Below are 21,416 nucleotides of genomic sequence, written 5' to 3'. Positions count from 1 at the left end.
GCTACGGTAACTATCTGGCTAGAGTGGAAATTAAGAGTATGTTGCTACATTGCCCTCAGTGTTTCAATGCATTGTAGATCTTTTCTGCCAATGCTTGTGAAATACCCGGCACTTTTGCAATTTCCTCCACGCTGGCGTTCAACAAAGGTTGCAGTCCGCCCATATACTTCAACAGCACCTGGCGCCGTTTCGGCCCTACGCCCTCAATCAGCTCCAGTGCGCTGGTATTTCTGACTTTCGCTCTTCTCTGCCGGTGACCGGTAATCGCATGATTGTGTGAATCATCGCGGATGTGTTGGATCACATGCAGCGCCGGCGAATCCGGCGGCAGCGAAATCCCCTCGCCTTCCGGCACGAAAAACAACGTCTCTAATCCGGCCTTGCGATCCGCGCCTTTGGCGATGCCGATCAGCAGCGGTTTGTTCTTGTCCCAGGTCACATTCAGCGATTTGAACACCTCGATCGCCATGCCAAGCTGCCCTTTGCCGCCGTCGATGAAAATGACATCCGGGATCTTCTTCTCTTCCAGCGCTTTGCCGTAGCGGCGCTTCAGCACCTGCGTCATCGCCGCATAATCATCGCCGGGTGTAATGCCGCTAATATTGTAGCGCCGATATTCCGCGCGCACCGGACCATTACCGTCAAACACCACGCACGAGGCCACAGTTTGCTCCCCCATGGTATGGCTGATGTCGAAGCACTCCATACGGTTGATTTCCGTCAGGTTCAGCACTTTGGCCAATTCAGCCAGCCGCTGATGGATCGTCGACTGCTGTGACAGCTTGGTGGTCAACGCCGTTGCCGCATTGGTGCGCGCCAGCTTCAGATAACGAGCGCGGTCACCGCGCGGTTTGCTTTGGATCTGGATTTTTCGCCCCGCCAACTCGGAGAGCGATTCCGCGAGCAGATCTTTTTCCGGCAAGCTGAAATCCAGCAGGATCTCGCCGGGCAGCGTGCGCGCCTGGCTGCCCTGCAGATAAAATTGGCCGACGAAGGTTTGCACGACTTCGCCCATATCCGTGCCGCCCGGTACCTTAGGGAAATAGCTGCGGCTGCCCAGCACCTTGCCCTGACGGATGAACAACACATGCAGGCAGGCCATACCGGCGTCGAACGCCACGCCGATCACGTCCAGATCGTCGCTATCGCCCGACACGAACTGCCGTTCGGTGACGCGGCGCACGGCCTGAATTTGATCGCGAATGCGCGCCGCCTCTTCGAAATTCAGCAGCTTGCTGGCTTCTTCCATGCGCGCAATCAGCTGGTGCAACACCTGCTGATCCTTACCTGAAAGGAACAGCCGCACATAATCCACCTGTTGCCGGTACTCTTCTTCGCTCACCAGGCCGGCGACGCAAGGCCCCAGGCAGCGGCCAATCTGATACTGCAGGCACGGCCGCGACCGGTTGCGATACACGCTGTTTTCGCACTGACGGATCGGGAACAGCTTCTGCAGCAGCGCCAGCGTTTCGCGCACGGCGTAAGAATTGGGAAAAGGACCGAAATACTCGCCCTTGGCGTGTTTGGCGCCGCGATGCACCGCCAAACGGGGATGGGTATCCGCACTGAGAAAAATCAGCGGATAAGATTTATCGTCTCGCAAAAGAACATTATATCGCGGTTGGTACAATTTAATGTAGTTATGTTCCAACAGCAGCGCTTCGGTTTCGGTATGGGTAACCGTTACGTCTATTTGCGCGATATTTTTAACCAGCGTCTCGGTTTTACGGCTGCTGACCTGCTGCCGAAAATAGCTGGCGAGACGTTTTTTCAGGTCTTTGGCTTTACCGACGTAGATCACCGTGCCCGTGGCGTCGTACATACGGTAGACGCCGGGCTGGCTGGTGACGGTACTCAGGAAGGCTTTGGCATCGAAACGATCATTCACTGCTTAACAACGTCTCCGCATTGAACAATCCATGTCGGATGGCCAGGTGGGTCAGTTCGACGTCGCCGCTGATATTCAGCTTACTGAACATGCGGTAACGGTAGCTGTTCACCGTTTTCGGGCTGAGACTCAATTGCTCCGAGATCTCATTCACTTTTTTGCCTTTGGTGATCATCAACATGATCTGCAGCTCGCGTTCAGACAGGCAGCTGAACGGCGTTTCAGCCTGCGGCTCCAGCTGGCTAAGAGCCATTTGCTGGGCGATATCAGACGCGATATAGCGCTGCCCTGCATGCACGGAACGCAAGGCGTTAACCACTTCCTGCGGCGCGGCGCCCTTGCTCAGATAGCCGGCGGCACCTGCCTGCATCACCTTCGCGGGCAAGGGATTTTCAGTATGGATAGTCAACATGATGACTTTGACGTCGGGTGCATAGCGCACAATCTTGCGCGTGGCTTCCAGCCCGCCAATGCCCGGCATATTCATGTCCATCAGCACGATATCGACAGCGTTGCCACGGCACCATTTAACGGCGTCTTCACCGCACTGGGCCTCACCGACAACTTTTATACCTTTGATATCTTCAAGAATGCGTCGTATCCCTGCGCGCACCAGTTCGTGGTCATCAACAAGAAGAACGCTAATCAAGGAAAAATCTCCAAAAAAAGGGAGTAACGCAATCAGCCTCTGTTTTCGCCAGAGATATTACTTGTTTTTCAGACAAGAATGAACACAGATTAATACATACTGCCGAATAACTTTGCGGAGCAGAGCTGATTTTTCAATTTTAGCCGTCTATGCCGCCGATAAATCGTCACAACGGGAAACATCGGCCGGATAAAATAATTTCGCTGCGCCGCACACAGGATAGCCTGACAATCATGCCGCAAGGGGAAATCTGTGTAAGCAATCACGACATGAATAATATTAACACGGTTGCCTATTCATTGTAATCATTTGATATTTAACGACGAAGGAAAAACTGCTGCCGATAGGAACCTGCCCCCCTGAGTGCAAAACTATTAATCCCGCTGAATGGCGGTAAAATCAACGCCATCAGCCCAAGATAATTATAATAACCCCAAGGATTCAACAATGACGCGCCGGACAAATACTTGTTAACCGTCTCGAAATAACTTGTCGATTATTGAATGATTCGGTCATGCTGTGAACGAGTTTTGCCCTGGAATGCGGCCCAAACGAGCCCGGTGCAGATGGCGGGCACATGCTATGCTATACTCCGCGCCCAGTTAAATTCGCCGCCGTGCCTGGAGCAACCTTTCTTAGCCCGCGCGCGGTGTGCCAAAGCAGTTTGTATCAGGCTACGGCCTCAAAAAATCAGGAGAAAAAATGAGCAACGTTGATTTCACTACGTCTGCAAACCCGGAAATCTTGGCAACCGAGGTTGCCTGCCTCAAAGCCACGCTGACGCTGATCCTGAAATCGATCGGCCAGGCCGACGCCGGGAAAGTCATCATCAACATGGAACGTTTCATTGCCCAGATTGAAGATCCGACCCAGGCAGAAATCTTCAAGAACAGCATTCAGCAAATCAAGCACGCTTACCGTCAGTAAGCGTTGCGCCTCAGACCCGCGCTTCATGCGGGTCTGCTTTTCCCCAAGCTAAGCCTCACCCCATTGATTTTGCTCAGGCTTTCGGGCAGTGTGTTGGCATTCCCCCGACACCCGAGACCATTATGGGCATTCTTGTCAAAGCGCTGATCGGCGCGCTGGTCGTGGTTCTGATTGGCCTGCTGGCCAAAACGCGCAACTATTATATCGCCGGTTTAGTCCCGCTCTTCCCCACTTTCGCCCTGATTGCTCACTACATTGTCGGCAATGAACGTTCAATTGCGGCGCTGAAAACCACGCTGATTTTCGGCATGTGGGCGGTGCTGCCATATCTGGTGTATTTGATTTCGCTGTATTTTCTGATTAACAGCCTGCGGTTGTCCGTCGCGTTAGGGGCAGCAGTGCTGTGCTGGATTGCAGCGGCGTGGCTATTAATCACGCTCTGGGGATGGTGGCAAGGGCGTTAACGCCCTTGCCTCGGCGGTTACGGGCGCCCCGCCTGCAAAACGAAACCACGCTGCCGGTCGCCGGCGATACGCAGGTAGCGGCTCTCACCGGCGCGCAGCGTCATTGGCACGTTGCCGCCGGTATCACGCCAAATACACAGGTGATTCTCGATCATATCTTGCCCGATGCTGATCGACGTATTGCCCGTCGGCACGCGAAACTCCGCTTTTTCTTTCGCGCCCAGCGAAGCGGCGAACTCGCCATTCACATAGACGCCAGTGCGGCAACTGCCCGCCAGCATACCGCTGTCGCGCACGACGACCACCGTGGCATAAGGCGTGTCCGGAATATTTTGATAGAGCAGCAGACGGCTTGGAGGCGGTAATTCGGCCTGCTGCGGCGGTACGGCCTGGGTCGCACATCCCGTCAACAGTACAGAGGCAAAAAACAACGCGGCGTAGTGCTTCATCCTTGCTTGGCTCCTGAAGAAAATAATGCTCATCGTAACAAGAGAATAGCGGCCACCCGTAGCGCTAATGCCGCAGAGATGAAAAAATCGGATAACTTCCCAGTCTCCGCCCATGGCCAGTGAAGATAAGAAGATTCTGTATTAAACACGTTGAAATAAAGACGATTTTTACGAATTTATAACTTGACCATACCGCGCTGGATATCTGTCGCCAATGCGCCGCTGACGTAACTAAAACCATCCGGCGTGACGTAAACCCGGGTATGACCACTCTCCGACAGCACGGCCACCATATATCCCAGACTGATCATTTCATGTGATGGGACATTCATCGGCGTAAGAAACCCGCGCCCGCGACACCACTGATAAAAACGGGTTCGCCCATATCCCAACACGGCGCCAACGTCAGCGAGGTGCTTAAAAGTATCATAATCCTCTGATGCTGAAGGTAAACCGTCATGGTTTTCAGACGTTTTCTTTATCCCAGGCAAAATAAACTCCTTTTTTTGCATCTGTCACTAACGGTTATCCTTCATCTGGAGTGAATTTAAAAAATCCAAATTTAAAATGCAAATGAATTCCCTATAACTAAAAAGACTTTTATGGATAAAATCTGAAAATAAAACCACAATAAAAAAACAGAAATAAAAAAAATAGAGTATTAATACCGTGAATTAAATCTTTGGCATGGGTAAATATCCTAAACAAAAATAATAGTGAAATCGGATAAGAAGATACTTAGCCTGCATATTATACCGCATCACCCTAACGTTCACGTAGTAACCGGATCATGACGGCGAAAGAGAAGGGATAAAAATACCGGGCCTGCCTGCCCACAACGTCAGATCACTGACTCCTGCAGACCTCCCACACTCATCTGCATCATCTATCGATGCTCGCGCTTCCTCAATCACACCTAAACAATAACTATTATCATTTCCAATTATCGCTCCAGTTGATTACACTTTTTTGCGTCGCAGGTTGGGAATATTCCTAGACCGCGTCCTCAGGATAAAGAAAGAGTTAGGGACACTATGAAGAATTGTCGTTATTTGATTGTTTTGCCGTTATTGATGCTGACTGCCTGCACACAATGGGAAAGGCCTGGCGCAGTTGAGAGTACCCGGGATGCCGAATATGCCGAATGCCGCAGCCGTGGCTACGATCGCTTCCCGCCGGATGTGGTGCGGGACGTGGAGTTCAGCTACGAAAACAAATACATCCCTTGCGAGAAGAATAAGAAAGATTGCCCATCGGGATACCGCTATGACAAGGAGCCGTCAATTAAAACGGTGCAGACCGATCGCAATAAATCCGCTCGAGACGCCACCATTGAGGCCTGCATGTACGGCAAGGGCTGGCGGGAGAAAACCTACTATTGGCCGCAGTGGTGATGCAGCGAGCGTGGTTCGGACTGAAACACCACCGCGGCAATGCCCCATCAGTTATCGTCGCTGCTGCAGAGCTTCCCCAGAGCAGCCAGCGTTTCCGTTCGCACCGGCGTTAAAGGAACGCGCGGCGCCGGCAAAGGCCATCCCAACAGTTGCCGCGCCGCCGCCGCACAAACCTTGCCCTGACAGGCCCCCATGCCGCAACGGCTGTTCAGCTTGGCCGTGTTCCAATCCGGCTGATGACGCACCTGTTCCAACATGACGTCTTCGCAGCGGCATAGCAACGTCTGTGGTTTGGCCAGTGAGTTCACGCGTTCATCGAGCCTAAAGGCGCTCGCCGTCGCCGTGGCGAAACGACGCCACCGCCGCCGTTGCGCCGCCAGGGCATCGGCTTTTTCCTGCTGCCCGGTGGCGGCATACCCGGCGATGGCGCCTTCGGTAAGCGCCAATTCACTGCCGCCGATGCCGGTACACTCCCCGGCGGCATAAACTTGCGCCAGGCTGGTTTGCTGCCAATGATCAACCGCTACGGCATCGTGTTCTATTCTGCACCCCAGCAGCATCGCCAGCTCAATGTTCGCCACCAAACCGAAGCCGCAGGCCAGCCTGTCGCAGGCCACCGTACTTTCCCGCCCGCCAATATCGACACGCACCGACGTCAAGCGCTCTTGCCCCAAGGCCGCCTGCACCCGGCTACCGGCGCGATAATGGCTTGGCATCAGAGAGAAAGCCTGACGCAGCTTGGCCGGCCAGCGCCACAGGCCGCCGGCGAACGCCGCCAACCGCCACAGCGGCGCCTGTTCAGCCACCAGCACCACCTCGCCGCCGGCCTGCTTCACACTGCGCGCCACCGCCAGCAGCAGCGGGCCGCTGCCGGCGATAACCACCCGCTCGCCGCGCATCGTCAGCCCCTGCTTGATTTGCGCCTGTAAACCGCCTGCGCCTGTCACCCCCGGCAGCGTCCAGCCGGGAAACGGTAGCAGCAGCTCGCGGGCGCCATGGCATAAAATCAGCTTTTTATAGCGAATCACGCCACAGCCTTCTGCATCTTCATACGCCAATCGATCGGCGCCGCACCGCGCCACCAGTTTGCAACCGGACTGCAGCACAATATTTTCCCGCGCCGCTAGCGCCTGCCGATAGCGGTACGCCACCTTAGGCAGGATCACCTGCGGCCCATCGCGCCAAATTTGCCCGCCGGGGCGCGGATTATCATCGATCACCCGCACCAGCCCCCCACTCTCCGCCGCAGCCAACGCTGCCGCCATGCCGGCCGGCCCGGCGCCGACGATCAGCACTTCACAGTCAAAGTCACTCATCATCGCTCCTCTCGATGCACATGCCGGACTGGCACAGCGTCTGGCATGCCAAACGACGCAGGCCGTTTATGGTCACCCGACATTCCTGACAAACGCCCATGCCGCAAAATGGCGCGCGCGGCTGGCGTGAAACCGACAACCGGCAACGATCGGCGCCACACAGACTGAGCGCCGCCGCAACGCTGATGCCAACCGGCACCCGGCAGGGTTCGCCGTCGATGCTCAACATGAGCGTGTTTTGCCTTTCGTTCATACAGCCAGCTCCTCGGCGGCAAACGCCCGCGCCGCCAAATACGGGGAGTCGTCAATCTCCGGCGTTTGCCGGCCGATCTGCGCGGCGATCAACGCGGCGCTGCCGAGCGCAGTCGTGACGCCTAACCCTTCGTGCCCCAACGCCAGCCACAGCCAGGGATGGTGCGGATGCGCGCCCAGCAGCGGCAACCCGTCGTTCGAGGCGGCGCGCAGCCCGGTCCAACAGCGAATGATGTTCATCTGCGCCAATGCGGGCAAGAAATGCTGCGCACGCATGAGCATCGCCGCCAACAGCGGCATATCCAATGACGAGTCGACGGAATCGAATTGGCGGGAAGAACCGATCAGCCATTGCCCGGTGGGCCGCGCCTGCACATTGAATGCCACCGATGTGCCGTCGCTGGCGTGCGCGCTGGCGCCATACCCCAACTCCACCAGCTGATGCCGCACCCGCGCTGGGTAGCGATCGGTGATCGCCAGATGCCCCTTTTTGGCGTGCAGCAACGGTTGCGGCAACAAGACATTGGCCCGCAGGCCGCAGGCCAGAACCACCACCGGCGCGGCCAACTCTCGGCCATCCGCCAGCCGCACCGCCTGCTCGTCCAACGCGACAGCCTCACCCTGCACCACGTCAATCGCCGCGCCAGCATCGGCCAACAGCCAGCGTGCCGCCTGCGGCGCATACAAAATACCGTCTCCCGGCACTCGCAACCCACCGGCCAGGCCAGGCCGCAACATCGGCTCGATGGCGGCGATCTGCTCCGCCGTCAGCAGCTCTGCGGCCACGCCCTGCTCCGCCAGCCGCGCCCGCTTTTGCTCGGCGATGGCCATTTCATCGGCTTTATCCGCCAGCCACAGCGTACCGCAGCCACGCCAGGCACATTCTTCCGGCATCCGCCCCGTCACGTCACGCCACAGCCGCAGTGAATAAGCGCTCAACGCCAGCTCGGCCGGATTATCGTCCATGCACACCAAATGCCCCATGCCGGCAGCGGTGGCGCCAGCGCGGCGATCGTCCACCACCGAGACGCGATAGCCTTCCCTCGCCAACCGCCAGGCGCAGGTGGCGCCGATGATGCCGGCACCCACCACGATCGCATCGGCTGCCCGTCCGGCGCCCATCAGCGTATGCCCCAGACGAAGGGATCGCGTTCGTCGAGCAGCAGCTGGCTATCGGCGCACACGTAGGCTTGCCCGCGAATATAGGGCGTGATGCGATCGCCGTTCCAGCGATAATAGGCCTGGAATTCGCTGCCGATCACGCTGGCCTGCCGCCAGAGAGTATCCGGCGGCAGTTTGCCGTCCGCCGCCAGACACGCCAGTTTGGCGCTGGTGCCGGTGCCGCACGGCGATCGATCGTAGGCTTTGCCGGGGCATAACACGAAGCTGCGGCTGTCGGCCCGCGGGTCGTCACCGAACAGTTCGATATGATCTATCACCCCGCCGTCTTCACCGCAGATGCCCGCCTGTTCCAGCGCCTGCCGCACCGCCCAGGTGAACGCGGTCAGCGCCTCCAAATTTTGCTTATCGATGGACAAGGGCGACTCACCGATCAGGAAAAACCAGTTGCCCCCCCAGGCGATGTCCCCCGTCACCGGGCCATAACCCGCCACCTCAACCCGCACCTCATGGCGATAACGATAAGCCGCCACGTTCTCCACCGTCACGCTGCCGTCATCGTGCAGCGTGGCGTTTACCGGGCCGACCGGGGTCTCGATCAGATGGCGCCCGGCGTGGATGCGCCCCAGATGCGCCAGCGAAGCGATCAGCCCGATAGTGCCGTGGCCGCACATGCCCAGATAGCCGGCGTTGTTGAAAAAGATCACCCCGGCGGTAGCCTGCGGCGAACAGGGGGAACACAGCAGCGCCCCCACCAACACGTCATTGCCGCGCGGTTCGAGCATCACCGCACAGCGCCAGTGGTCATAATGTTGCGCGAAATGCGCCCGCCGTTCCGCCATGCTGCCTGCGCCGAGATCGGGAAAACCTTCGACGATCAGCCGGGTCGGCTCCCCGCCGGTATGAGAATCGATCGCCCGCAAAGCGGTGATATGTGCTGAAAGTACCATCGGCGTCTCCAGGGTTAATGAGATGTAACCAATAGTAGTAGCCTGAACCAATGCGCGCCTGACGGCTTGATGCCTTTCGGCGTGGTGAATGAAGAAATCAGCACAGTGATAAACGTCAGACCTGACGCGTCGTGGGTATGAGCTTAACGAATGCCATAACAATAACTTATTTATCATGGTGTTACTTTTATGCTAAACCACCACGTAGCGAGAGACGCCGCAGTTTTCAAGCAACCACCAAGCGCAGCGCGACAAAAGTATGCGGCAATCCGCATATTTAGTAACCGGCCGGAAATAGCGCTTGATTCGTTACGGGAAAGTTAATATTGATGCGAAAGCGCCAACCTGGCCCGCCAGTTATTCCGGCTAACGACCGAAAAGGGAATGCTATGCGAACCACTTCAGCCCCTCAGCCTCAGGTTTCTCTCTCGCCGCCTTCGCTCGCGGGGCAGCCTGAGCAGGAGGACATTTTCGCCGTCGAGCATCTGTCGCGCCTGTGCGATGGGCTGGCGCAGCAGCGCCCGAACAACCTGCGCGATCTGCTGAATACGCTGGCGCTGATCGCGCCGTTGCTGAACGCGATTCCCAACGTGGTGTTCTTTATCAAAGACGCTCAGGCCCGCTACCTGCTGGCCAACCTGACGCTGGCCAGGCGCTGCGGTTTCAAGACCGTCACACCGCTGCTGGGCAAGACGTCCGCCGACGTGTTTCCCGCGCAGCTCGGTTCCGGCTATACCGAGCAGGATCTGCGGGTGTTGCGCCACGGCGTGCTGATCCAGGATCAGCTGGAAATGCATCTGTACAACGGCCGTGAAACCGGCTGGTGCCTGACGCAAAAGCTGGCGCTGTACGACGCACAGGGAAAAGTCATCGGCATGGCGGGCATTTCCCACGATCTGCAGGAGGCAAGAGCCAATCACCCTGCTTATCAACGGCTGGCAGCGATCGACGTGCACATCCGCCGCCACTACGCCAGGCCGATCGCGCTCGAGGAGTTGACGGCGCTGACCGGTTTGTCGGTGGCGCAGATCGAACGCTACTGTAAACGCATCTTCCACCTCACCCCGCGCCAGATGATCCACAAAGTACGGCTGGAAAAGGCCACGGAACTGCTGGCCGGCGATCTGCCGATCACCGACATCGCGCTGCAGTGCGGCTATACCGATCACAGCGCCTTCAGCCGTCAGTTCAAAGCGATGACCGGCTCTACGCCGCGCGATTTCCGTCTGACGCTTTCCGCTTAATGTGCTGATCTACCAGATTAAAAACATCTTCTCATGGCGCACCGGCGCCCGGTTTTCGCATGCCTTCCTCTCGGCGCTACTGTGCCAATTTCGTCGTGGCAATCGGCGAAAAGCGTCAAGCCTCCCTGTGTAATACCGGTCAATCTGTCGGTGAGCTTCACCAACGGTTCACTTTTCATTAACACTTTGAACGACAGGACAAACACCATGAGCCATAAAACTCTAAGCTGGAGCGGCGTATTCCCGGCGGTGACGACCCAGTTTCGCAACGATTTCTCATTAGATCTCGACGCCACTCATACGGTGATCAAAAACCTGGTGCGCGACGGCGTCTCCGGCCTGGTGGTATGCGGCACCGTCGGTGAAAACACCTCGATGACGGTGCAGGAAAAACTGGCGGTGATCGAAGTGGCCAGAGACGCCGCCGACGGCAAAGTGCCGGTGATCGCCGGCATCGCCGAGTTCACCACCGCCTTCGCCCAGAACATGGCGCGCGAAGCGCAAAAGGCCGGTGTCGACGGCATTATGGTGATGCCGGCGCTGGTCTATTCCGCCAAGCCGCACGAAACCGCCGCGCACTTCCGCAGCGTCGCCGGCGCGACCGATCTGCCGATCATGGTCTACAATAACCCGCCGATCTACAAGAATGACGTCACGCCCGACATCCTGACCTCGCTGGTCGACTGCGAGAACATCGTGTGTTTCAAAGACTCGTCCGGCGATACACGCCGCTTCATCGATCTGCGCAACGCAGTCGGCGATCGCTTCGTACTGTTCGCCGGGTTGGACGATGTGGTGCTGGAGAGCATTGCCGTTGGCGCACAAGGCTGGATCTCAGGCATGTCCAACGCCTTCCCGCGCGAAGGGGAAACCCTGTTCCGTCTGGCGAAGGAAAAACGCTATGAGGAAGCGTTGGCGCTGTACAGCTGGTTCATGCCGCTGCTGCATCTCGATGCCCGCCCCGATCTGGTGCAGTGCATCAAGCTGTGTGAACAGCGAGTCGGCCGCGGCAGCGCCGTCACTCGCCCACCGCGCCTGGCGCTACAGGGTGAAACGCTCACCGAAATCAACGCCGTGATCGATCAAGCGCTGGCCAGCCGCCCCGCGCTGCCGAACGTCGGTCTGTAACGCCTTCATCGCCCGGCCATGTCGGGCGTCACTCTTTTTCTACCGGGGGTACCGATGCCCAACGATCGCTACGCCGCCATCAGCGGCCAACACTTTATCGGCGGCCAGCGCCGCGCGGCGGAAGAAACGGTGCTGCTGAGCCTGCGCGCCGAAGACGGTCAGCCGACCGGCTACCGTTTCCATCAGGCTACGGCGGAGGAAATCGCCGCCGCCGCCGAAGCCGCTGCGGCGGCCTTTGCGCCTTATTCGCAACTCAGCGCCGAGCGGCGCGCGAACTTTCTCGACGCCATCGCCGAGGAGCTGGACGCCTTGGACGAGGCCTTCTTCGCCTTCGCCACGCAGGAGACCGCCCTGCCGCCGGCGCGGTTGAGCGGCGAGCGCGCCAGAACCAGCGGCCAGATGCGGCTGTTCGCCACGCTGCTGCGGCGCGGCGACGTCGAAGGTGTGCGCATCGACTGCGCATTGCCGCAGCGCTCCCCCCTGCCGCGTCCCGACCTGCGTCAATATCGCACGGCACTCGGTCCGGTGGCGGTGTTCGGCGCCAGCAACTTCCCGCTGGCCTTTTCCACCGCGGGCGGCGACACCGCCGCCGCGCTCGCCGCCGGCTGCCCGGTCGTGTTCAAGGCGCACAGCGGCCATATGATCACCGCCGAGCTGACCGCTCAGGCGATCGAGCGCGCGCGGCAACGTACAGGCATGCCCGCCGGCGTCTTCAACATGATCTTCGGCAACCGCGTGGGGGCCGGCCTGGTACAGCATCCGGCGATTCAGGCGGTGGGATTCACCGGCTCGTTGCAAGGCGGCCGGGCGCTGTTCGATCTGGCCATGCAACGCCCTCAGCCGATCCCGGTCTTCGCCGAAATGTCGAGCATCAACCCGGTGGTTATCCTGCCCCAGGCGCTGGCGCGGCGCGGGCAACGCATCGCGCAGGAGCTGGTCTCTTCCTTCACGCTCGGCTGCGGTCAGTTCTGCACCAAGCCCGGCGTGATCGTCGCGCTGCGCGGCGCCGCCTTCGAACAGCTGATCGAAACGATGAGTGCCCTGGTCAACGCCGCCGAGCCGCAGCCAATGCTGAATGCCGGCACGCTGGAGCACTACCGCCACGGGCTGGCGGCCCTCGATGCGCACCCGGGCATGCGGCGTCTGGCAGGCCGAAGCGAAACGCCGCCTCATCGGGCAGCAGCGCAGCTGTATCGGGCCGAGGGCGCGTTGCTGCTGCAGGCCGACCCGCTGCTGCAACAGGAGGTATTCGGCCCGGCCAGCATTCTGGTGGCGGTGGATAACGAAGCGCAGCTGCATGCGGCGCTGGCGGCCTTGCAAGGTCAGTTAACCGCCACGCTGCTGGCGGATGACGGCGATCTCGACATGGCCGCCGGGCTGACGACATTGCTGACGCGCAAAGCCGGTCGGGTGCTGTTCAACGGCTACCCGACCGGGGTAGAGGTGTGCGACGCCATGGTGCACGGCGGCCCCTACCCGGCGACCAGCGACGCGCGCGGCACCTCGGTAGGCACGTTGGCCATCGAGCGTTTTCTGCGGCCGATCTGTCTGCAAAATACCCCTGCGGCGCTGTTGCCGCCGCCGCTGCAGGACGCTAACCCGCTCAACCTGCTGCGGCTGGTGAACGGCGTTTATACCCGAGATCCCATAGTTTCACTTGCCCAACACCAGCCCGGCCGCATCTGCCAATAACAAAAGGGTCACACCATGACAACCCAAGGCAAATTCAAGAAGCAGCTTACGCTCACCGATCTGACGTTCATCGGTCTGGGCGCCATCTTCGGCTCCGGCTGGCTGTTCGCCGCCAGCCATGTCTCCTCCATCGCCGGCCCCGCCGGCATCTATTCCTGGCTGATCGGCGGTCTGGCGGTGTTGCTGCTCGGCATCGTCTATTGCGAGCTCGGCGCCGCCCTGCCGCGCGCCGGCGGCATTATTCGCTATCCGGTGTTCTCGCACGGCGAATTGATGGGTTATCTGCTGGGGTTTATTACGTTGATCGCCTTCTCCAGCCTCATTGCCATCGAAGTCGTCGCCGCCCGACAGTACGCCGCAGCCTGGTTTCCGTTCCTCAGCCAGCCGGGTTCCGGCGACCCGACGCCGATCGGCTGGCTGGTGCAGCTGGCGCTGCTGTGCTTTTTCTTCGCGCTCAACTACTACAGCGTCAAAACCTTCGCCAAATCCAATAACCTGATCAGCGTGCTGAAGTTTCTGGTGCCGCTGTTGGTGATCGTGGTGCTGTTCGGCTTCTTCAAACCGGAAAACTTGCACAGCCAGGGCTTTGCCCCCTTCGGCTCCGCCGGGGTTGAAGCCGCCATTTCCGCCGGCGGCATCATCTTCGCCTACCTCGGTCTGACGCCGATCATCTCGGTCGCCAGCGAGGTGCAAAAACCGCAGCGCACCATCCCCATCGCGCTGATCCTGTCGGTCGTGTTGTCCACCATCATCTATGTGCTGCTGCAGATAGCCTTTCTCGGCAGTATCCCCAGCGAGATGCTGAGCGGCGGCTGGGCCGGCATCAGCCAACAGTTCTCCCTGCCGTTCCGCGATATCGCCATCACGTTGGGCATGGGATGGCTGGCGTTTTTGGTGGTCAGCGACGCGATCGTTTCGCCGAGCGGCACCGGCAACATCTACATGAACGCCACGCCTCGCGTGATCTACGGTTGGGCGCGCGCCGGCACCTTCTTCAAGCTATTCACCCGGGTGGATAGCGAGTCCGGCATCCCGCGCCCGGCGCTGTGGCTGACCTTCGCCCTCTCGGTATTCTGGACGCTGCCGTTCCCGTCGTGGGAAAAACTGATCGGCGTGGTGTCCGCCGCGCTGGTGCTGAGCTACGCCATCGCGCCGGTCACCGCCGCAGGGCTGCGGCGCAATGCGCCCGATATGCCGCGTCCGTTCAGGGTGCGCGGTTTCTGCGTACTCGGCCCGCTGTCATTTATCATTTCGGCGCTGATCGTTTTCTGGTCCGGCTGGGATACCGTTTCCTGGCTGCTCGGTTTGCAGATCCTGATGTTCTTCATCTACATCCTGTTCAAGAATCAGGTGCCGACCCACGCCGTTAGTCTCAGGCAACAAATCAGGTCCTCGCTGTGGCTGATCGTCTTCTATGCGCTGGTGATCGCGCTTTCCTATCTCAGCAGCTTCGGCGGCATCGGCGCCATTGCCCACCCGTGGGACACCCTCACCATGGCGGCGATCGCGCTGGCGATTTACTACTGGGGCGCCTATACCTGTTTACCCCAGGCCAATTTTATCGGCGATGAAGAAGAATGACCCCAGGGAGGAGATCAAGATGACAGCCATGCACGTTCTGTCGCTGGAACAGGCTTATCAACTGGCATTGCGCGCGCTGCGCAGCAACGGCTTCAATCAGGCGCACGCCGAAGCGGTAGCGCAAAATGTCACGCAAGGCGAACGCGACGGCTGCGCTTCGCACGGGCTGTATCGGCTGTTGGGCTGTGTGCGCTCACTGCAGGCGGGCAAAGTCTCCGCCGATGCCCAGCCCAGGTTGGTCGACCAGGCGCCGGCCATCTTGCGCGTCGACGCCGGTGGCGCCTTTTCGCTGTTGGCTTACCGCACCGCGCTGCCGGCCTTTATCGATAAGGTACGCGCCAACGGCATCGCCGCCCTGGCGATCAATCGCTGCGTGCATTTCTCTGCGCTGTGGGCCGACATCGAACCGCTGACTGAACAGGGGTTGGTGGCCCTGGCCTGCACGCCCAGCCACGCCTGGGTGACGCCGGCCGGCGGCTCGCGCCCGCTATTCGGCACCAACCCCATCGCTTTCGGCTGGCCGCGCTCGCAGCGGCCGCCGTTTCTGTTCGACATGGCCACCAGCGCGGCGGCGCGCGGCGAAATCGAGTTGCATCGCCGCGCCGGCACCCCGTTACCCGAAGGCTGGGGCATTGATAAAGCGGGCAACCCCTCCACCGACGCCGCCAGCGTGTTGGAGGGCGCAATGCTGACCTTCGGCGGACATAAAGGCTCGGCGCTGGCGGCGATGGTGGAACTGCTGGCCGGCCCGCTGATCGGCGATATGACCAGCAAAGAATCGCTGGCTTATGACGGCGGCACCGGTTCGTCGCCTTACGGCGGTGAGTTGATCATCGCATTGGATCCCGAACGTTTTCTCGGTGCGGATAAGGAGACGTATTTCGCCGCGGCGGAAACAATGTTTGCCGAGATGCAGGCGCAAGGCGCACGCATCCCCGGCGAACGGCGCTATCAGCGTCGCAGGCAGAGCGAGCAGTCGGGGGTAGCGATTCCCGCAACGCTGTACGATGAAATAGCGGCACTGTGCCAATAAGCGCCGCTCTGGGCTCGCGATAAGCGTCATCGCGGGCCCGCCTTAATCAACCGGTCTGGACTAAATCGGTATGCAAACGCCGACGCCAGATCGGTTTTGTCGCCCATTTGCCGACATTCTTTTTATCCACCTTGCCCTGCTGCACGTTATGCCACATGCTCTCTTTCCACAGCATCGGGGCTTTGCCTTTCAACGTGGGCCTGACCTGCTTAATCACTCGCCGCAGTTGCTCCGCCTCTGCCCGCTTGATCTCCGGCGCATTGGTGGCCGGATCCAGCGCGCAGGCGGCGAACGGCGCCATGCAAAGATTGAGCACGTTAACCTGTTGCAGCGTCGAAAGCTGGTTGCCGCTCATCCCTTTGCCGGACCAATGCTCATACTTCTCCCCGGGATCATCCCCTTGCTGGCGATATTCGCTGCCCGGCCCTTCAACAATATTCCATCCTTGCCAGGTCACCAGCGTGTGCAGTCCATCGCGATCATGCACATTTTTATCTTTAATCTGCTGAAGCACGCCCGCGTAATTTGGCACGCTGATCAACTGCATAAACTCTGCCAGCGCCTCCCAATGTTCTCCCGCCACTAAACCATTCCATACCGCGCGCAGGCAATTCCAGGGAATGGTGTGGTGCCAGGTTAATGTCACTGACGGCGTAGTGGGCGTATGCTGCCACTTGCCCGGTTCGGCACCTCGATCGCCCTTAATGATCCCGTTGGCCTCTAATGGCATGGCTGTCCCTCTTCTGGTCTGGCTGAGATGAAAACGTGTAAGGCCGGCAGACCGGATTACACCGATAAAACGTCAGCTAAAATCGTAGCAGTTCAGGCTGAGATGGCAAAAAAACGCAAAGCGCGCTCTGCAACCGCAGAACGCGCCTGAAAACGGCGGACTTGAGGGGGGTTATCTCACTACCATCACCGAGATGTTGGCATGGCGCACGATAGCGGCGGCGTTGGAGCCCAGCAGATAGGTTTTCACGCTCGGGCGACGCGAACCGATAATGATCAGATCGGCGTCGATCTCTTCCGCCAGTTCCAGCGCCTGATCGCGCGCCGAACCGAAGCTCACGGTGTAGTTGAGGCGATCCAACGGCAGATCGATCTCCGACATGATTTTCTTCAGCTTGTCCACCGCCTTCACTTCCGCCTGATTCTCAAACTCCTTGAGGCCAAATGAATAGGCGGTAACAAAGGCCGAAGCATCCGGCAACGCATGGAAGAAATGCACTTTAGCGCCGGACATCTTCGCCAAATATTCCACATGCTTCAACGCATGTTCAGTCAACAGATCTTCTTCAATATCTATCGGCACCAAAATAGTCTTATACATATCACATCCTTTCTATGTAAAGCGGGTGCCTACAGAATACTGCCGCGCACCAGCGCGGTGAACCGCTTTATCGCACTTTTGTGATCGGGGGTAAATACTGACAAGGACAATGTTTAATTTAACAAAATATAAACACCGCGCCGCTAACTGATAGGCGATTAATTATTTATTCCTCACCGTTAAATCAGCTGTAAATAAACCGCTTTGGCGGTGGCCGCAGTCTTATTGGCGACAGAAAGCTTTTTAATCGAGTTGCCGATATGGAAGTTGATCGTGCGTTCGCTCACCCCCATCAGCAACGCGATCTCTTCCGCCGTTTTCCCTTCGCTGCACCAGCGCAAGATATCTTTCTCGCGCAGCGTCAGCACATCTTTTATCGCTTCGTCGTTCACCGATATCAACGCTTCACGCAGCGTTTTGTGGGCGGTTTGCGCCAGCCAAAGGAAAAACGTTTCGTTGGCCGCGCGCGCTTGCGGCGTTTGCTGCGGCAGCGTCTTGCCGGCAAAAGTCAGGATCCCGAGGCGACCATAGCAATCCTTGACCGACTGCGACCAACCGGTACACAGGCCAAACTGCGCCATACGCCGCCACATCGCCGGCCACTGGTGATAAAAGCTTTCGTCCCACTGAAACTGCAGCGTGGAATGGTGGGCGCGCTCGATGACCGGATCCTGCAAATAGGCCCGCTGCCGCCGATATTCCTCGAGATAGCTCGCAGGGATATTCCCCTCGATCAGCATTTTGGGCCGGCTGGCCGGGTAGCAGGAAAAAACGATGTAGGAGAAGTAATCAAACCCCAACGCCTCGGCGCAGGGCCCCAGCTGCGTCAGAAAACGTTCGCGATCGGTTAAGCTGCCAATCACCTCCGCCATGAGCCGTTGAGTGCGGGTATCCATAACGCGAGTTCTCCAGATAGCGATGCCGATTTATCGATAGGTCAGACTCACTATAGGATATCGCCGCCTGGCGTCAGTAGCCGTTTCATATAATAAAAAATACCAAGGCTATAACGAAAAAAGCTATTCTCCCGTTTATTGACCTCAGAATACGCCTTTTTATTACGCTACACGGGAAAACTACGCGAATAGCATAAACCCTCCGGCGCGTAAACCTGTCATTTCTACCGTTAGACAGCCAACACACCGCCAATTACTTTCCTCACAGGCACCCGGTGCCGCCGTAAATCCAAAGAGATAATAAGCATTTGCGAATTTCGCATGGCATACAGTGACGGGGATTTTCTATGGCAGAACGTAATGCGGCAATTCAATCGGCTGCGATTATCGGCGCGGGAACGATGGGCAGAGGCATCGCTTATCTTTTCGCGCAAAAAGGCATTCGTACGGTGCTTTATAATCGCAACGGCAATACCCTCATTCAGGCTCGTGAATATATCGTGCAAGACCTGGACAAAAAGGTCGAACAGGGCAGGCTCGCGCCGCAGGATAAAGACGCGGTGCTGGCCAATCTGCAGTTCTCATCGGTGTTTGAAGCTATCGTCGACAGCGATTTGGTGCTCGAAACTATCGCCGAGCAAGAGCAAGCCAAACTCGAGGTGCTGGCCGCCATCGCTGCGGCGGTCAAACCCGACACGCTGATCGCCACCAATACGTCCTCATTGTCGCTCAATAAGCTGGCAACGGCGGTGACCCACAGCGAACGCTTTATCGGTTTGCACTTTTTCAACCCCGCACCGCTAATGAAGCTGATTGAAATCATTCCGGCCTACTTTACCGCCCAAGCCACCACTGAAACTTGCCGCCAACTGGTGGCGGCATTGGGGAAACGCGATGTCGTCTGCCAGGCTACGCCGGGGTTCATCGTCAACCGTATGGCCCGCCCCTACTACCTGGAAGGCTTTCGCCTGTTGGAAGAGCACGTGGCGCGCGCGCCGCAGATCGACCGCGCCCTCAAGGCCGGCGGACACTTTCGCATGGGGCCGCTCGAGCTGACCGATTTTATCGGCCAGGACATCAACTATCAGGTCAGCCGGCAAATTTGGCAGGACATGCAGTACGACCCGCGCTATACCCCCGGCCATCTGCAGCGTTCGCTGGTCGATGCCGGGCTGCTGGGGAAAAAGAACGGTCGCTCCTATTTTTCCGCCGAAGAAACCGCCCCGCCGGTTGAGGCCGCCGTCGAGGCGGATGTCGAGACGCTGCGCATTTACGGCGAACACCCTTTGTTTACCCTGCTGCAACAGCGAGCCGCACTGCAATGGCCGCAGTTGCGCGTAGAACAGCGGCCGGCCTTGTCGGGCCTGGGAGCGGCCATTCAGGTCAATGATGCTTTCACCGTCAGCGTCACCGATGGCCGCACGGCAAATCAGTTGGCCGAGCAGACGGCGGCGGACGCCTTTGTGGTCGATGTCGCCCTGAACTACGCCGACACGGCGTATCTGGTGGCGGCGCACAGCCGCCACGCCTCTGCGGCTAATAAGGCGTTGTTTTTACGCCTGCTGCACACCGCGCTTCCGCAGGTTGAATTTATCAAGGACTCCCCGGCGCTGATCGTCGCCCGCGTCCTCAGCAGCCTGATCAACGAGTCGGTGATCATGGTGGAAAGCGGCGTCTGCAGCCGGGAAGACATCGATGTCGCCGCCGTCGCCGGCGTGAACTACGCCGACGGCATTTTCGGCTGGCTCACTCGCCTGGGGGAGAAAAACGTCAGGACGACGCTGAGCAACCTGGCGCAGCTGCTGCACGCGGCCCGCTATGCGCCGCATTACACCCTTCTGCACGCCGCCCAACCGGCGCTGACCACCACGCCTTAAGGATCAACGATGAGCATTAAAGATGACGGTGTGTATCTGATCGACGGCACGCGCACGGCGATCGGCGCCTATGGCGGCAGCCTGGCGCAGACCCGCCCCGACGATATGGCGGCGACCATCATTCGCAGCCTGCTGCAGCGCCATCCGGCGGCAGAGGCGAGTCTGGACGAAGTGGTGCTGGGCTGCGCCAACCAGGCCGGTGAAGACAATCGCAACGTCGCCCGCATGGCGACGCTGCTTTCCGGGGTGGATCAGTCGGTGCCGGCCATTACCCTCAACCGCCTTTGCGCCTCCGGATTGGATGCGGTGATTTACGCCGCGGCGAAAATTCGCAGCGGCCTCAGCGAACTGATCCTGGCCGGCGGCGTGGAAAGCATGAGCCGCGCGCCCTATGTGCTGAGCAAAAGCGAAACGCCGTTCGATAAGGGGGTAAAGCTGTACGACACCACGCTGGGATGGCGCTTCGTTAACCCGCGTCTGGCGGAACGCTACGGCAGCGATCCGCTGGGCATCACGGCGGAAAACGTGGCCCAACAACAGCATATCTCGCGTGAGGAACAGGATCTGTTCGCGCTGGCCTCGCAGCAAAAGGCCCGCAGGGCGATCGACAGCGGCCGGTTGGCGCGGGAGATCACGCCGGTGGAAGTGCCGGCCGATCGTAAAACCACCCGCCTGTTCGCACAGGATGAATTCCCCCGCCTCAGCACGCTGCAACAGCTGCAGGCATTGAAACCGGCGTTCTCCGCCGGCGGCTCGGTCACTGCCGGCAACGCTTCCGGCATCAACGACGGCGCCGCCGCACTGCTGCTGGCCTCCGGCCGCTACGTGAAACGCCAGGGGTGGCAACCGCTGGCGGAGATCGGCGACAGCGCGGCCGCCGGCGTTTCACCGGCGCTGATGGGGCTGGGGCCGATCGCCTCCACCGAACGTTTGCTGCAGCGCGGCGGATTCACGTTGCACGACTTCGACATCATCGAGATTAACGAAGCGTTCGCCTCACAGGTGCTGGCGGCGCTGAAACACTGGCGCATCGACGCCAACGACGCACGCGTCAACCCGAACGGCGGCGCCATCGCACTCGGCCATCCGCTGGGGATGTCCGGCGCGCGTCTGGTGCTGTCGGCGGCGCTGGAATTACGCGATCGGCAGGCCGGCAATGCATTGGTGACGATGTGCGTCGGCGTCGGTCAGGGTCTGTCATTAAGCCTTAAAGCCGTTTAACACAAG

At 59.1% G+C, this 21,416-nt stretch carries 21 protein-coding genes; 10 read left to right on the top strand and 11 right to left on the bottom strand.

Annotation, left to right across the window (positions count from 1 at the left end):
- Nucleotides 1-55 precede the first annotated feature (55 nt).
- Both uvrC and uvrY read right to left on the bottom strand, forming a co-directional pair.
- Nucleotides 56-1,888, bottom strand: a complete 1,833-nt coding sequence (gene uvrC, locus AAIE04_RS04910; RefSeq protein WP_047568116.1) for an excinuclease ABC subunit UvrC — start codon at nt 1,886-1,888, stop codon at nt 56-58.
- Nucleotides 1,881-2,537 (bottom strand): UvrY/SirA/GacA family response regulator transcription factor, encoded by a 657-nt coding sequence (uvrY, locus tag AAIE04_RS04905; RefSeq protein WP_025160332.1) that lies wholly within the window; start codon nt 2,535-2,537, stop codon nt 1,881-1,883. The genes uvrC and uvrY overlap by 8 nt, the downstream gene beginning before the upstream one ends.
- 702 nt (nt 2,538-3,239) lie before the next feature.
- Here uvrY and AAIE04_RS04900 point away from each other — a divergent pair.
- Nucleotides 3,240-3,464 carry a DUF2594 family protein gene (locus tag AAIE04_RS04900; protein ID WP_004927950.1) on the top strand — a complete coding sequence of 75 codons (225 nt, stop codon included), beginning with the start codon at nt 3,240-3,242 and terminating at the stop codon, nt 3,462-3,464.
- 122 nt (nt 3,465-3,586) lie between these two features.
- A complete protein-coding gene (locus AAIE04_RS04895; protein WP_019456464.1) occupies nt 3,587-3,928 on the top strand; it encodes a GlpM family protein in 342 nt (113 codons plus the stop codon).
- 17 nt (nt 3,929-3,945) lie between these two features.
- Here the strand turns inward: AAIE04_RS04895 and AAIE04_RS04890 are convergent, their stop codons facing one another.
- A complete protein-coding gene (locus AAIE04_RS04890; RefSeq protein ID WP_198635418.1) occupies nt 3,946-4,377 on the bottom strand; it encodes a hypothetical protein in 432 nt (143 codons plus the stop codon).
- 176 nt (nt 4,378-4,553) lie between these two features.
- Nucleotides 4,554-4,889: a hypothetical protein gene (locus tag AAIE04_RS04885; RefSeq protein WP_074054541.1), complete on the bottom strand. Its 336-nt coding sequence runs from the start codon at nt 4,887-4,889 to the stop codon at nt 4,554-4,556.
- Between the two features lie 522 nt (nt 4,890-5,411).
- On the opposite strand from AAIE04_RS04885, the gene AAIE04_RS04880 reads away from it, so the two are divergent.
- The gene (locus tag AAIE04_RS04880) at nt 5,412-5,771 is read left to right on the top strand and encodes a hypothetical protein (protein ID WP_019456461.1); all 360 of its coding nucleotides are present in this window, start codon (nt 5,412-5,414) and stop codon (nt 5,769-5,771) included.
- A 47-nt stretch (nt 5,772-5,818) separates the two neighbouring features.
- Here the strand turns inward: AAIE04_RS04880 and AAIE04_RS04875 are convergent, their stop codons facing one another.
- From AAIE04_RS04875 to AAIE04_RS04860, 4 genes are read right to left on the bottom strand one after another with little or no spacing between them, the layout of a single operon-like run.
- On the bottom strand, nt 5,819-7,087 hold the full coding sequence (locus tag AAIE04_RS04875) for an FAD-dependent oxidoreductase (RefSeq protein WP_498576600.1): 1,269 nt from the start codon (nt 7,085-7,087) through the stop codon (nt 5,819-5,821).
- The gene (locus AAIE04_RS04870; protein ID WP_498576599.1) at nt 7,080-7,340 is read right to left on the bottom strand and encodes a (2Fe-2S)-binding protein; all 261 of its coding nucleotides are present in this window, start codon (nt 7,338-7,340) and stop codon (nt 7,080-7,082) included. The genes AAIE04_RS04875 and AAIE04_RS04870 overlap by 8 nt, the downstream gene beginning before the upstream one ends.
- On the bottom strand, nt 7,337-8,461 hold the full coding sequence (locus AAIE04_RS04865; RefSeq protein ID WP_498576598.1) for an NAD(P)/FAD-dependent oxidoreductase: 1,125 nt from the start codon (nt 8,459-8,461) through the stop codon (nt 7,337-7,339). Before AAIE04_RS04865 ends, AAIE04_RS04870 begins: the two co-directional genes overlap by 4 nt.
- Nucleotides 8,461-9,408, bottom strand: a complete 948-nt coding sequence (locus tag AAIE04_RS04860; RefSeq protein WP_498576597.1) for a 4-hydroxyproline epimerase — start codon at nt 9,406-9,408, stop codon at nt 8,461-8,463. Before AAIE04_RS04860 ends, AAIE04_RS04865 begins: the two co-directional genes overlap by 1 nt.
- A 389-nt stretch (nt 9,409-9,797) precedes the next feature.
- Here AAIE04_RS04860 and AAIE04_RS04855 point away from each other — a divergent pair, with 389 nt between their 5' ends.
- The 5 genes from AAIE04_RS04855 (at nt 9,798) to AAIE04_RS04835 (ending at nt 16,086) form a co-directional block, all read left to right on the top strand.
- The gene (locus tag AAIE04_RS04855) at nt 9,798-10,652 is read left to right on the top strand and encodes an AraC family transcriptional regulator (RefSeq protein WP_019456456.1); all 855 of its coding nucleotides are present in this window, start codon (nt 9,798-9,800) and stop codon (nt 10,650-10,652) included.
- 207 nt (nt 10,653-10,859) lie between these two features.
- Nucleotides 10,860-11,780 (top strand): dihydrodipicolinate synthase family protein, encoded by a 921-nt coding sequence (locus AAIE04_RS04850; protein WP_498576596.1) that lies wholly within the window; start codon nt 10,860-10,862, stop codon nt 11,778-11,780.
- A gap of 54 nt (nt 11,781-11,834) precedes the next feature.
- Nucleotides 11,835-13,472 carry an aldehyde dehydrogenase (NADP(+)) gene (locus AAIE04_RS04845; RefSeq protein ID WP_498576595.1) on the top strand — a complete coding sequence of 546 codons (1,638 nt, stop codon included), beginning with the start codon at nt 11,835-11,837 and terminating at the stop codon, nt 13,470-13,472.
- 15 nt (nt 13,473-13,487) lie between these two features.
- The gene (locus AAIE04_RS04840; RefSeq protein WP_198635425.1) at nt 13,488-15,053 is read left to right on the top strand and encodes an APC family permease; all 1,566 of its coding nucleotides are present in this window, start codon (nt 13,488-13,490) and stop codon (nt 15,051-15,053) included.
- 19 nt (nt 15,054-15,072) lie between these two features.
- The gene (locus AAIE04_RS04835; RefSeq protein ID WP_498056332.1) at nt 15,073-16,086 is read left to right on the top strand and encodes an Ldh family oxidoreductase; all 1,014 of its coding nucleotides are present in this window, start codon (nt 15,073-15,075) and stop codon (nt 16,084-16,086) included.
- 46 nt (nt 16,087-16,132) lie between these two features.
- Here AAIE04_RS04835 and AAIE04_RS04830 read toward each other — a convergent pair whose 3' ends face one another.
- The 3 genes from AAIE04_RS04830 to AAIE04_RS04820 form a co-directional block, all read right to left on the bottom strand.
- Nucleotides 16,133-16,816, bottom strand: a complete 684-nt coding sequence (locus tag AAIE04_RS04830) for a hypothetical protein (RefSeq protein ID WP_498576594.1) — start codon at nt 16,814-16,816, stop codon at nt 16,133-16,135.
- Between the two features lie 171 nt (nt 16,817-16,987).
- Nucleotides 16,988-17,416 carry a universal stress protein gene (locus tag AAIE04_RS04825; protein WP_019456450.1) on the bottom strand — a complete coding sequence of 143 codons (429 nt, stop codon included), beginning with the start codon at nt 17,414-17,416 and terminating at the stop codon, nt 16,988-16,990.
- 179 nt (nt 17,417-17,595) lie between these two features.
- Entirely contained in the window at nt 17,596-18,312 is a 717-nt protein-coding gene (locus AAIE04_RS04820) for a LuxR family transcriptional regulator (protein WP_025160334.1), read from the bottom strand.
- A gap of 347 nt (nt 18,313-18,659) precedes the next feature.
- On the opposite strand from AAIE04_RS04820, the gene AAIE04_RS04815 reads away from it, so the two are divergent.
- Nucleotides 18,660-20,189, top strand: coding sequence for a 3-hydroxyacyl-CoA dehydrogenase NAD-binding domain-containing protein (locus AAIE04_RS04815; RefSeq protein ID WP_432525338.1), 1,530 nt, complete (start codon nt 18,660-18,662; stop codon nt 20,187-20,189).
- Between the two features lie 9 nt (nt 20,190-20,198).
- On the top strand, nt 20,199-21,410 hold the full coding sequence (locus AAIE04_RS04810) for an acetyl-CoA C-acyltransferase (RefSeq protein WP_498576593.1): 1,212 nt from the start codon (nt 20,199-20,201) through the stop codon (nt 21,408-21,410).
- The last annotated feature ends 6 nt before the right edge of the window (nt 21,411-21,416 follow it).

This window comes from Serratia sp. Ae19-1, from assembly GCF_059801225.1.
Note: the sequence above shows the minus strand (reverse complement) of the source record. Positions and strands in the feature narration are given on the sequence as shown.